This window comes from Paracoccus maritimus (assembly GCF_025195095.1).
In the GTDB taxonomy this organism is placed as follows: Bacteria; Pseudomonadota; Alphaproteobacteria; order Rhodobacterales; family Rhodobacteraceae; genus Paracoccus; species Paracoccus maritimus.
This window is the reverse complement of record NZ_JANAVZ010000010.1, coordinates 16,931-29,509: the sequence shown is the minus strand read 5'-3', so window position 1 is coordinate 29,509 and position 12,579 is coordinate 16,931. Positions and strand designations below refer to the sequence as shown.

Annotated in this window: 11 protein-coding genes; all 11 read right to left on the bottom strand. The window is 64.9% G+C overall.

Going from position 1 to position 12,579, the window contains the following annotated elements:
* Position 1: 1 nt before the first annotated feature.
* The 11 genes from MU516_RS15735 to MU516_RS15680 all read right to left on the bottom strand — a co-directional run bounded on the left by MU516_RS15735 (position 2) and on the right by MU516_RS15680 (position 12,578).
* Complete coding sequence (locus MU516_RS15735) at positions 2 to 619, bottom strand: hypothetical protein (protein ID WP_260278231.1); 618 nt, start codon at positions 617 to 619, stop codon at positions 2 to 4.
* Entirely contained in the window at positions 620 to 1,504 is an 885-nt protein-coding gene (locus MU516_RS15730; RefSeq protein WP_260278230.1) for a DNA-protecting protein DprA, read from the bottom strand.
* Positions 1,505 to 2,036: 532 nt separating this feature from the next.
* On the bottom strand, positions 2,037 to 2,288 hold the full coding sequence (locus tag MU516_RS15720) for a hypothetical protein (protein WP_260278228.1): 252 nt from the start codon (positions 2,286 to 2,288) through the stop codon (positions 2,037 to 2,039).
* Entirely contained in the window at positions 2,288 to 2,962 is a 675-nt protein-coding gene (locus MU516_RS15715; RefSeq protein ID WP_260278227.1) for a YcbK family protein, read from the bottom strand. Before MU516_RS15715 ends, MU516_RS15720 begins: the two co-directional genes overlap by 1 nt.
* A gap of 94 nt (positions 2,963 to 3,056) precedes the next feature.
* On the bottom strand, positions 3,057 to 3,344 hold the full coding sequence (locus MU516_RS15710; RefSeq protein ID WP_260278226.1) for a DUF6127 family protein: 288 nt from the start codon (positions 3,342 to 3,344) through the stop codon (positions 3,057 to 3,059).
* Positions 3,341 to 4,417: a DUF2793 domain-containing protein gene (locus tag MU516_RS15705; protein ID WP_260278225.1), complete on the bottom strand. Its 1,077-nt coding sequence runs from the start codon at positions 4,415 to 4,417 to the stop codon at positions 3,341 to 3,343. The genes MU516_RS15710 and MU516_RS15705 overlap by 4 nt, the downstream gene beginning before the upstream one ends.
* A 23-nt stretch (positions 4,418 to 4,440) precedes the next feature.
* Entirely contained in the window at positions 4,441 to 8,406 is a 3,966-nt protein-coding gene (locus MU516_RS15700; protein WP_260278224.1) for a baseplate multidomain protein megatron, read from the bottom strand.
* A gap of 9 nt (positions 8,407 to 8,415) precedes the next feature.
* Positions 8,416 to 8,862, bottom strand: coding sequence for an NlpC/P60 family protein (locus tag MU516_RS15695; protein ID WP_260278223.1), 447 nt, complete (start codon positions 8,860 to 8,862; stop codon positions 8,416 to 8,418).
* Positions 8,859 to 9,743: a DUF2163 domain-containing protein gene (locus MU516_RS15690; RefSeq protein ID WP_260278222.1), complete on the bottom strand. Its 885-nt coding sequence runs from the start codon at positions 9,741 to 9,743 to the stop codon at positions 8,859 to 8,861. Before MU516_RS15690 ends, MU516_RS15695 begins: the two co-directional genes overlap by 4 nt.
* Positions 9,740 to 10,366, bottom strand: coding sequence for a DUF2460 domain-containing protein (locus MU516_RS15685; RefSeq protein ID WP_260278221.1), 627 nt, complete (start codon positions 10,364 to 10,366; stop codon positions 9,740 to 9,742). Before MU516_RS15685 ends, MU516_RS15690 begins: the two co-directional genes overlap by 4 nt.
* Before the next feature lie 28 nt (positions 10,367 to 10,394).
* The gene (locus MU516_RS15680; protein WP_260278220.1) at positions 10,395 to 12,578 is read right to left on the bottom strand and encodes a phage tail tape measure C-terminal domain-containing protein; all 2,184 of its coding nucleotides are present in this window, start codon (positions 12,576 to 12,578) and stop codon (positions 10,395 to 10,397) included.
* Position 12,579: the final 1 nt, after the last annotated feature.

The window sequence follows — 12,579 nt, the reverse complement described above, 5'->3', positions numbered from 1 at the left end:
GTCAATCGGGCGGGAAAATGCGGCGTGCGATGAACATGCCGACAATCGGTGTTCCTGGAAATCGGTGGGCAAGCGTGTTTTTCATGGCTCGAAAATGTACGCCAGCAGTCAGGACATCATCAAAAATTGCGATGCTATCTGGGGCAGGGTGCGCGAGATTTTCGTCTATCTGATAGAGATCCAGCAGTTCATCAACAGTCACGCGTGGTCCGCCATCCGCTTCATGTGACGCGACAGTTGATTCACGCTGCACGACCAGATTTCGAACGTCCAGCCCGGCTCTAATCCCCATGCAAACTTGCTCCATCCTGTCGTCGTAATCAGGGTGGTCTTTTGCTTTCGAGCCGGGAATTGGCACGAGAGTAGCCTTTTGAAGCCATTGAGGATTCAGAGCGCCTCGGAACTCATTTGATGCTGCCCGAATTACTTCAAGCTTGTACTTGTAGTCTGGCCGATTACGATTGCTGGGCTTCTTCTTCAGGTTGGATATGGCATTGTTTGCCTTTGAAAATTTGTAATCCCGGCCAGAAGTATATTCGAGGAAATAGTAGCATTCATCATCTTCTGTCAGATGATGATGAACAGACCTGCTCGCGTCGTCGATACGGGAAAGGCGCATTTAATCAAGCGCCTTCCAGATATCGTCGGGGCTTTTGACGCGAACGGCGCCTTGCTCTTCGAACCGGGCAGGCCAAGTAATCGCAGAGTTCTGAAAACAGCTTTCCAGAATGAAGAGCTTGCGCCCTTGGTAAAGTGCAGCTCGTGCTTGCGTCAACGTGCCTGAGGTCTCGCCGGCTTCAACGATGATTGTACCCTCGGTCAGCGCGCTCATAGTAGCATTTCGCTCCGGGAAATAGTGCCGCTTCTGTTGGAAGGGCTGAACCTGGTAACGCAGGACCGGTATCTGTGAGATCAGTAGATGTTCCCTGGAAATAAGATCCTGCAGCTCACGGTTTTCCTTGGGGTAGTAGTCGCCCAAAGGGGTGCCAATGACGCCGATCGTTACACCGCCGGCATCTATCGCAGCTGTATGTGCGGCTGCATCGATCCCTGTGGCCAGCCCTGACGCGACAGCAAATCCACGACTGACAAGTTCGCGCGCCAAGCGACCAGCTCGAAGCACACCGTCTTCACTGGGATTCCGGCTTCCGACAACGGCGAGGCTGCGCATCTCGCTGAGCTCCCAAGTCCCTTGATAGTACAGAAGCTCGACAGGATATTTCGCATGGCGCAGTTTTTCCGGATAATCGCCAGCTTTATTGATGCGGATGCCGAACTGCTCGACGCCAGCTTTGTGAAGCGTCTCGAACACCTTCTGCGCGGCTTGCTCGGCTCTCGCCGGTTCAACAAAATCTGATGGCAGGGCATCAGGATCGGCCGCGAAGCGCTCGGCCAACGTCTTGAAGGTTGCGCCCTGTTCCAAGAACAGGGCCTCATAGGCGCCCATCTCTTTGCGGGGAGAGATCGGCGCAATCGCAGGGCCGTAGCTGTTTGAAAACGCCAAGCTACCCACGGCGTGATGACGCCATAGTATGGTTCATTTGCGTCCTCCTTGTATTTGCTTCCAGCGGAAGCACTTTCACAGATTGCCCAGTATTCCCAGATACCGCAAGCGTCTCGCGCGACCGGCAGAACCCAGTCTGGGCGACCTTCTGCCGAGCAATCTAACGAGGCCGACCGGATCGCTCAAATCAAATGTTCGCTAAATGTTCTGTATTTTTGTTCATCTTGAGGTGCACAATTGTGCCCATTTCCCGACGAGACAGCCCGGTTACATCTGTGCGACGATCCCCGCACAGCGAATCCCTGCCGCTTTTTGACATCGTTAAATCATGGGTCGCACCGGGAGGATCAGAAGCCGTCAGGCCGACGTTCATCCCGCCTCGCAGACCCGCGCCTGCGCCCGCATGACGGCATAATCCGCCATCATCCCGACCAGCACGGCATCCTCGGGCATGGCCTCCAGCTCCGCAGCCGCCCGCTCCTGCACCGGCTGATCGTACGCTACGACCGGCGGACAGACCGCGCTGGCCGGATCAGAACCGCCCGTCGCGCAGGCGGTCAGCGAGATCGTCGCGATTACGAGGGCGGGTGCTGGACGCCTCCAGCATGCGGCGTTGGATGTCATTCTGGCGCTCCATCTGGTTCAGGCGTTCGGCGTGGCGACCGGCGGTTTCACCGGCCCGCCGCAGGTTGACGAGGAAAAGCAGGACCGCGCCGATCAGCGCGATCCCGATGGCCAGACGCCGCGCCCAGCGCGACGCCAGCAGCGCAGCGAGGGCGCCCATCACCGCCGCCCCCGGTTCCAGTCGTCGAGCCGGGCCCAGACGGTGAGGCCAATCCCGGCAAGGGCCAGGGCGATGAAGGCCCAGCGCAGGCTGTCGAGATACGGGATCAGCGGCTGGATCGCGGTTTGCGCATCGCCGAGCGTGTCTTGCGCGATTTCGATGCCTGCTGCACCGACGGTGGCCAGTCCTGCCGCGCCGCTGCCCTTCATCGTCCGGCTGTCCGCCAGATGTTCCCGCGCAGGCGGTTGGTCTTCGGCGAAGGGGATGGCGCGGGCCGGAAAAGGCTCGCCCCAGCGCCGGGCAGGGCCGAGATCGATATGCATGAAGCCGGATCGGGGATAGGTGCCGCAGCCCAGAAACCCTTCCGCCCGCGCCGCTTTCTCGAAGACCGACGGATCGTGGTTGGCCATGGAGATGTCGAAGGCTGTGCCTTGCAGATGCTTGGAGCGTTTTGCACCACGCACCCGGGCATTGTGCTCGGGGCTGCGATAGGCCGAGTTCACGATCAGCGGCTTGCCGAGGCGGGTGCGCAGCGCCTGCAGCCGGTCGAGGGCCGCCTCGTGGATCAGGATCGATCCGGTGCCCCGGCAGGCGATCTCGGCTGGCGAGAAGTTCGGCCAGCGCCAGCTGTCATTTGGCACATCGCGCCAATGGCGATAGAAACGGGTGGTCATCATGATCCTCCGGATATGAAAAAGCCCGCCGGGATGGCGGACGATGGGGTGAATGGGTCTGCGAGGGGTGAGGCGGCTATTACCGTCCAGCGGCTCAGCCGCCGTCGCCGAAGAGTTTCAGCTTCAAGGCAATCCCTGCCAGCAGTGTCAGGATCAGCCCGGCGGTCAGCATGCGGATGATGGTCTGGGCAGCGGTGCGGCGCATCAGGCGGATGCCTTCCAGCAGCGCGCGCAGATCGCGGATATCGAGGGCCGCTTCCCTGCCATCGAGACCCGCGTCCACAAGCGCCCTGCGTGCGCCTTCCTGCGCGGCGCGCGCCAGCAGTTCCTCGAATTCGCTCTCGCTCATCTGCAACATGTCATCGAGACGTTTCGGTGTCATCCGATCTTCGCTCCCCAGAATGTGGTGTGGTCGGCCGCGAAATACCCATCCGCCGCCCGGAACGTGCCCTGCAGTGCGACGGTATCGCTCGCATCCAGCGGGACCATGGTCTGCAGCCAGAGGGTGGTGGCCTCGGACACATGCGCGCTGGATATCTCGCCGAACGAGCCCCGGATTTCCGTCGACCCGTTCAGCACCAGCCGTCCGCGCATCCGGGCATTGCTGCTGGCATTGATCTTGAAGAGAAGCGACGCGCCGAAAAGATACGTCCCCGCGACCGGCGCGACGAAGCGATTGGTGCCCGCGTCAAAGCAGCCCTGGTCATTGTATTCGGCCACATTGATCCCGAGCGTCGTCCAGCTGTCGGTGGCGACATAGTTGTCGTAATTCGTCCAGGCCTTGAAACGCGGCAGGTCCGGTTGGTCCACGATGCCCGTCGCCGGATCGACGCCCAGCGCATCGCGGAAACTCGACCCATCTGGCGAGACCGCAATGCGCAGCTGATCCGATCCGAAGAGGCCGATCAGCGCCCGGGTGGAAAACCCGGTCTGCAGGATCAGCCCGGTATCGTCACTGCCCGTTTCCCGGTTCAGGGTCTGGGTCAGATCGCCGCTGCCGCCATCGGCGGCATAGAGGGCTGTCCAAAGGGCGCTGTTCAGCTTGGCCGAAAAGGGCGAACCAGCGCTGGCCGCCATGCCGATGCCGAGCCGGGTCATATCGTCGAGGGTAGTCGGGATCACCGGTTCCCAGCCTGCGCCAGTCCGGACCAGCAGAACCACCTCGTCTTCCACCCATGCCCGCCAGCCGTCACGCGGCGGCATGCGCAGCCAGGCGCCATCGGTCCAGAGGGCCACGTTCAGATCCCAGCCCGCCCAGCCGCCCGTCGCGCCGGGGGCAACGATGTAACGGTCGCCGTCGGCCGGACTTGCCGGTGGCGCGGCCAGAACCCGGCTTTTGACCGTGAGCTGCACCAGCCCGTCGAGCAGACGCAGGGCCTCGTTATGGGTGACGTGTTTCTGGGCCTGCGCCGCCATCAGATATGGCAGCAGCAGGTTTGTCGTGCTGTCGGACATTTTTGGTGATCTTCCGAGTTCGCTTACAGATAAAGGGTGGTGGTGACGGCGGTGCCACGCCCGATACGGGCCGAGAGCTGGCAGATGCGGATGGTCAGGCTGTCGCCCGGCGCCAGTTCTGTGCCCCAATCGGCGATCTGCTGTGCGGCGGTGTATAGGACCGAGGGCGCATTACTGGTCAGGGTCCGCTGCACAGTGCTGCCGTCCATGATCCGGACCTCATAGCTTTCCTGTTCTTCGCCCAGGGGCACCTCGATCCCCTGCCAGCTGTCGGCGGCCAAGTCGCGGGACCGGCGTTTCCAGCGGATCGTCAGATCGCCAGGGCTATGTGGTTGTCGCCATGGCTGGGTGACATGCACTGGCGCAAACGGTCGCAGCCCAGCGCCCTCGGGTGCGAAGGTAAGGGCGGCGAAGGTGTCGCTGCTGACCGGATGGCGGGCGGGACCGATGCGCCAGTTGAACGGAATGCCGAGATCGGCTTCCGGGATCGGCAGCGGGGTCAGGGCCTCGTTCAGCAGAACCACCCGCGCCCCGGCCGGGGCGGGATGGCCCATGGCATGTTCCGTGCCGCGCTGGCCGCGCAGCAGCCGGGTCAGGCGGTATCGCCCCGGCGCGATCAACTCGGCATGGCCCGCCTGGACGATCTCCCAGCGCCCCGGCACGCTTTCCACCGCCAGCGCATTGGCGCCGCCGAGCAGCGCCAGATCGCTGACGCTCTCCAACTGCCCGCTTGCGAGATCGAGGATGAGGACATTGCCCATGTCGAAGCGGGAAGTGGGACCGGCCCAGAGGTCCGAGGCAAGCCGCCCGAGATTGGCCCGGCGGCGCACCGTCGTCAGCAATTCGAACCCGTCGTCGCCGGGGCTGCGATAGACGGCCAGCGCGCCGGGCCATGGTTTTGCGGTGGCCGCAATCAGGGGCTGATGCGCGGGAACATCGTCCCGAAGCTGCGGAAGATCGAGCAGGATGACTTCCGGCGGTCCGAATGTGACGGCGCGGGGCAGGGTCGCCGGTCGCTCGGCGCCGGGCGGCAGATCATAGGCCTCCCGATCCTGGCGCACAGCCTCGATGCCACGCGCTTCGGCATCGGCCACTGCCGTCAGGCGGAACTGCTGCTGGCGTCCGTCGTGGGTCAGGGCGATGACATCGGCCGGGTCAAGCGACAGCTTTGAGGGCGGCAATCGAAACACCGCGCTTTCCCGACCCGCCCAGGCTTCCTGCAATGCCCGACGGCAGCGGCGTTCGGCCTCTTCGGGCGGCACGGCCATCGGAAAGCTCTCAGAGGCGATGCGGCTGGTGTCGACGGTAATGCGGGACGTCTCGACAAGCGCCGCGTCATAATCCTCATCGGCCCGGGCCACCTGCCATTTGAGCGCCTGCGGCAGCTCGGTCTCCTGCGCCCAGGTCAGTTCGATCGCCTCGCCGTCCGTGTTGCCCGCGACCAGATTGTCATGGGCGATGGTATTGACCGGTGCCCGGCCGCGCATGACAAAACGGATGACACCCTCGCTCTCGACCGCATCGAAGCCGAAATGTCGTGCCAGTGTGGTGATCGAGGCGCGGGGGCTTTCCAGCGCGGTGATGGCATAGCCCTCGGCGGCGCCCCAGAGTCCTGAGACGTCGATGCGGGCTTCCGGCAGTCCCGCGAGGAGGCAGAGATGGCGGACGAGAGCCGCCAATGACACCGCACCCAGCCGTCCGGTCAGCCAATGGCCGAGGCGCCAGTTCGCGCCATCTGTCCAGACATCGCTGAGAGCGGGAAAGAAGGGATAGGGCCGGGCATCCCAGGTCCAGGCGGCGCATTCGGAAACGTCGACCATGCGGCCCGCATATTGCGTCGAGACCGGATTGTTCGAGGCCTTACCCCAGAACAGATATGTCGCCTCAAGATAGGCGCGCTGAATCGCGTCATCCCGCCAGCCGCGCGAATGGTACGGCACGAAGCTTTCGGATGACTTCGGGTCGTAGAAGACATTGGGCTGGTTGGTGCCGCGGTCAATGGCCGGGCAGCCGAGTTCGGTGAAACGGATCGGCTTCGATTGCGGCAGCCATGGCGTCGGTGTCGTAATCTCGACGCCGCCCGGCCGGTCGTAATGCCGGTTCGACCACCAAGAGCGCAGATCCTTCGACCGGAAGACCCATGGCTTGTTATAGGCACCGTCCGTGATCGGGGTCCGGACCTGTGCCGCGCGGTCCGTGCTCGAAGCATAGAACCAGTCATAGCCCTCGCCACGGGCAATGTTCGACTGCAGATAGGCCCGGTCATGGATCGCGGGCCAGCCCTCTTGCGCATCCAGGTGATCGAATCCGTCGCGCCAGTCCGAGAGCGGCAGGTAGTTGTCAATGCCGATGAAATCGATGGCCGGGTCCGCCCAGAGCGGATCGAGATGGAAGACCACATCACCGCTGCCATCGGATGGCTGATGCCCGAAATACTCCGACCAGTCGGCGGCATAGCTGATCTTCCTGGCGGGTCCGAGGATGGCGCGCACATCGGCGGCCAGCGCCCGAAACGCCGCGACGGCCGGATAACTGTTGCCGCTGGATCGGATCGTGGTCAGTCCGCGCATCTCCGATCCGATCAGGAAGGCATCGACCCCGCCGACTGTCGCGCAGAGATGGGCGTAATGCAGCACCATGCGCCGCAGCCCGTGGTCGCCCGGATCGCCGGTCCAGCGCACCTCGGCGCCGCTAATGGTGAAATCGCCCACACTGGCGCTGCCGAAGAACGCTGCCACCTGATCCCCGGCTGTCGCTGTCTTGTCGACGCTTCCGGCCTGACCGGCGGCGGGCGAACAGGTGATCCGTCCACGCCAGGGGAAGGCGGGCTGGCCCATCCCGGCGGCATGGTCCGAATAGGGGTCCGGCAGCGCGTTGCCCGGTGGGACATCCATCAGAATGAAGGGATAGAAGGTGACGCGCAACCCGCGCGCCTTCATCTCCCGGATCGCCTGCACCACCGCGAAATCGGCGGGCGTGCCGCCATAGATGGGACGATCTTCGGCGTCACGGCTGACCAGATGCGCCTGATCGCGAGCGATGCCATTCACGGACCATGTCTTCGGACTGCTTGCCTTCTCGGCCACCTCGACGCCGGGCCGAATGGTGCAATGCCCGCAACGCAGATCATTGCCGAACCAAGCCACGACGAGGCTGACGCTTTCGACCTTCGGGGCCATGGCCTGCAACCTGTCCAGCGCCACGATCATGTCCGGGCTGCCCGGCGTCGCATTCAGGTTCTCGGCCGAGGTGGTGCCTCCGCCTCCCTTTCGCACCGGTTCCGCTGCGTAGGTGAACTCGCCCGAGGCCGGGACCAGGGTTACGGCGCGGGTCAGGCCTTCGGCCGTGTCAGGATCGGCCAGCGGCCGGAAGACCTCGAAGCTCAGCTGCGGCAGGCGATTGCCATAGTCGTTGAGCGGCAGATCTTCGAAGATGACATAGGCGGTGCCGCGATAGGCCGGCGTCGCATCAGTCCCCATCGTGGCGACGATGAAGGGGTCCGGCTCCTGCGTCTCTGACCCCGGATACCAGCGCCAGGTGAGGCCGGATGTGTCCAAAGGCTTGCCATCGGCCCAGATGCGGCCGATGCCGGTGATCTCGCCCTCGGCCAGTGCCACGGCGAAAGACGCATAATAGAGATATTCGGTGGTCTCGGCCTTCGGCCCGCCACCTTTGCCGCCGCCCTGACGGCTGGTGCGGGTCTCCTCGCGGAAATCGGTGGCCCAGACGATGTTCCCACCCATGCGCATGCGGCCGAAGACGCGTGGGATGACCGCTCCTTCGGTCGAGGCGGTGATGCGCAGATTGTCGAGCCGTGCCCCTTCGATGCGCTGGGCCGGGGCGAGGGAGGAGATGATCCAGCTGTCCACGGCCGCGCCGATGGTCGATCCGATCATGCCGCCGATGGCAGCGCCGGAAAAACCGAGGATCGCGCCGCCAAAGCCGCCGCCAATCGTGGCGCCAACCGAGGCGAGAACTAAAGTTGCCATGGAAAAGTCTCAGATGCTGGGGAAGAGGAAGGCGAAACCGATGCGGCGGCGCCAGGCTGGTGTCTGGGGTTCTTCGATGACGCCCAGCCGCTCATAGGCGTGAATGAAGCGGTCAGGCGGGGTCAGGATGCCAACGTGTTTGGCGATGGCGCCGGGGCGCATCCGGAACAGGACGAGGGCACCGGGTATGGCGTCGCGCGGATCGATCTCGATCATCATCCGTCGCGCACCCTCGGCCAAAACCTCGGTGCATCCCGTCTCGCCCCAGTCGCGGCTATAGGGTGGGATCGGGAATGGTTCGTCGCCCACCACGTCCCGCCAGACGCCGCGCGCCAGCCCGAGGCAGTCGCAGCCGACGCCCTTCAGGCTGGCCTGATCGTGATAGGGCGTGCCCAGCCAGCTGCGCGCGGCGGCGATGATGCGGTCGGGATCGGCGGCGTTTTGCGGCCGGGTCACAGCACACCTCCGTTATGACCACCGTCCTGCGAGGCATAGCGCAGGATGGTGTCCTGGCCGGGGATGTGCGGAAAGCCCCGGAAGTTGACGACGTTCCCGAATTTCCGGGCGCAGGTGGTGACGCGCTTGTCGCAACCGGCGTGGATGGTGAAGCTGTCACCAGCGCCAAACGCCCGGATCGGCGCTTCCAGCAGTGTCAGGACGGCAATGCCATCGCTGCGGTCATGACCCAGAACCTCGGCCCGCCGTCCGGCATTGGGGCCGGTGGTCCAGTCCAGCATGCCGAAGCGGAACCAGCCGGGGGCAAAGCCACCGAGCCCGGAGGCGGCAAAGGCCCGGTCGCGCAACCCGTCGATCACGGTGCCCGCGCCCCGATAGGCCGGATCCTCCAGATCGACGCCGCAGCGGGCATCGCCCAGCGCCGCGTCGCAGCTGGCCTGAAATGTCCGCCCGACGGTCTGGCCGAGGATATGGGACATCGACCGGATCTCGGCCACGAAGGCATGTCGTCCGCGCCTTATCTGACCGATGGCGCCACGCCGCATCAGCACCCGTTGGCCCGGCGCTTGCCAGTTGACCCGCCAGAGCTCGACCCCGGCATTGTCCCAGCGTCCATCCAGAATATCGGCCTCAGAAATCCGGTCGGAGCGCAGCGCGCCTGCCGCGTCCTGCGCATCGACCGAGAGATCGGCGCCGGACCGGATCTCGCTCGCTGTCAGCCCGCTTTCCGGTTCGAATTCTGTGCCATCGAACACCAGCGCCCGGTCGTGATCGGTGAAACCAAAAGCCAGACCATCGGCGCGGGCGATGCGCCAGCACCAGGCGAGCGTCGTGGTGCCGCTGTCGAGATGGGTCTGCAATGCGGGCGGGATTGTCTTCATCGCCGGATCTCCAGCAGGGGAATGGAGGTGATGGAGCCCAGTCGTTCGATATCCAGCGTCACATCCAGCGCGTCGCTGTCGAAGCGGACCGGCACGTCGAATTCGAACCCGGCGGTGATGAGGATGCCAGAGGACGGCGCGATGTCGAAGCTGACGAGGCCGGTTTGATGATCGACCGACCACCCGCCGGGCTGCGGGACGCCATTCAGGGCGATCTGGACGGTGCCCGCGACCGGCTTGGTGATCGCCCGGGTCCAGGACTGCCCGCCCGAGGCATAGCGTTTGACCAGCTGGAAATTGGTCGTGACACCATCGCCTGTGCCGATCTGCTGATCGGTCGGTGACGGGGTCCGGGAAGGCAGACATGACCGATGATCCGCCCAGTCCTTGAACCGAAAGCCATAAAGCCTGCCGTTCCGTGCCTCGAAAAAGGCCACCACCGCCGCCAGATCGTCGGCGCGGCGGATGCCATAGCTGACATCATAGCGCCGCCGACTGTTGGCCCAACTGGCGTTGCGCTCCTCGTCGCCGCTCGCCAGTTCGACGATCTGGGTGCGCCGCTCCGGCCCGCCACGCGCGCTGCGGCTGATAGTGTCCGGAAACCGGACCTCGTGGAATGCCATCTTGCGCGTTTCTTTCGTGGTGGATGTGTCAGAGGCTACGCCGACCGAGCGAGACGGCACGGGCGATATCGGCCGCGATCTGGGTGCGGGACTGCCGGAAGCTTTCCGCGTCGCGGGTGTTGATGTTCACCGTGACGCCATTGCCGTAATCCTGCGCCTCGCGGCGGGACAGCACCCTCTCCCCACGCTGCAGGATGGCCGGTACCTCGTCATGTCTGAGGCCGACCATGCCACCAGCATGCATGCGCGGTGCCCCGGCAAAGGGCAGTGCCGGGACCATGCGGCCGGGACCTGCCGCACCGACCATGCCGCCCGTGTGCATGATGCTGGCAAAAATCCCGCCTGCGCCGCCCAGCGCGCCCGAAAGCGCATTGGCAATCGGACCCAGAAGAAAGCGCCTTGCGGCCAGCTTCGAGAGATCAGCCAGCAGCGAGGTCACCAGATCGCGAAAATCGAGCTTCCCGGTCTTCACGAATTCCCCGACCGCGTTCTCGGCGCTCTGAAAGGCGCTGACCAGTGCCTGACCGATATCGGCACCGACGTCCTTTGCTTTCTTCGCATAATCCGACAGGGCCTCGGTGACGGCCTTCCAGCCGGTGGCCGTGGCCTCGGTCGCAGGTTTTGCCTCTTCTGCCGCTGCCTTGCTCGCGGCTCCGGCTTCCTCGGCAGCAGCGCCCGCGCCGATGGCGGCGGTTTCCACCTCGCCCAGCGCATCCTCGTAACGCCCGGCGGCTTCGGTCGCCACCTCCAGCGCCGCGCCACCGGCATCATCCTCGCCGCCTGCCATCGCGGCGCGCAACGCGTCCATGGCCGGGCCGACGCCATTGAAGGCCGAGGCACGGCTGGAACTGGCGCGGTTGCGATAGCGGCCGGCCATATGGGCGGAGTTACTGGCCGAATGCTCCAGAATCGATGCCCGGCCCAGCGCTTCAAAAACATCGATCCGCGTGTCCGAGCCGATCTCTTCGGCGACCTTATTGAAGGTCGGCGCGATCATTCCCAGAAAATCCGCCCATTTCCCGGCGAGGAAGGCCATCAGCCGCGTCCAGATCGCCTCGATCTCCGATTGCATGGCGCGGAAATCGTCAGCGAAGGACATGGCAGTTACCTTGATGCCGTCCCAGACGGCCCTGGCCACATCGCCCATCAGCGTCATGGCGTTGCCGAAACCGCCGGCGCCTTTGACCAATCTCGTGAACTGATAGACCAGCTCGCCCGCCCCGACGATCAGTGCGCCGATGCCGGTGCGGATCAGCGCCCCGCGCAGCAAAACAAGTGCGGTGGCGAGACCGCGAACGGAGAGTGCCGCCGCAGCCAGCCCGGCCACCCAGCGTCCCGCCATCAAACCGGCGAAGCTAGCGGCATAGGTGGAGAGCCTGCCGATCTGGTTGAAGAGGCCAGAGATCGCCATCCCCAGCGTCCCGGTGCGTCTGGCCAGCGCTGCCATGGCATCGGCGACGGCTTCGAGGGCAGGTGCGGCAGCCACCGCCAGCTGGTTCGACAGACCCCGCCAGACGAGAGCCAGCCGGGAGATCGCGTCGTTCGTCCGCTCGATCCGGTCGGCATCCTGTTCCGAGACCACGACCCCGAAGGCTCGGACATCTTCCGTCGCCTGCCGCAAGGTCGCGGTGTCGATGCGCGCCATGGCAATGGAACCCTCTTCACCGAAGAGCTGGCCCGCGACGGCCGCACGCTCGGCCACCTGCACGAAGGCTTCGATGGCGGTATTGATCGCGCCGACGCGCTGGTCGAGCGGCAGGGCCAGCAGATCGTTCGCGGTCAGCCCCAGCCGTTCCAGCGCATCGGCGGCCGGGCCGCCGCCCGCCGCTGCCTGGCTCAGACGCCGCGTCAGATCCTTGGTCGCCTGTTCGATGCCGGACATCGACACGCCGGCCAGTTCGCCGGCGCGCTCCAGCGTCTGGATCGAGGCCACAGTCGTTCCGAGCGACTGAGCCAGCTTCGCCTGCGCGTCCACGGTCTGGAGCCCGGACCGGACCATGGCGATGCCGGCGGCCGTAGCAGCGGCGACGGCTGCGGCAGCCGCGACACCGACCTTCCGCGTGAACCCGGCCATGCGGGCATTCGCCGCCTCCATCTCGCGCGACAGGCGCCCGAAGCCGCGCGATCCGGCCTCGCCCACACCTTCCAGCTCGGCGCGCACCTGCCGTCCGCCCACCGCCGCGAGGCGGACGCTCACACGTTTCTCTGCCATT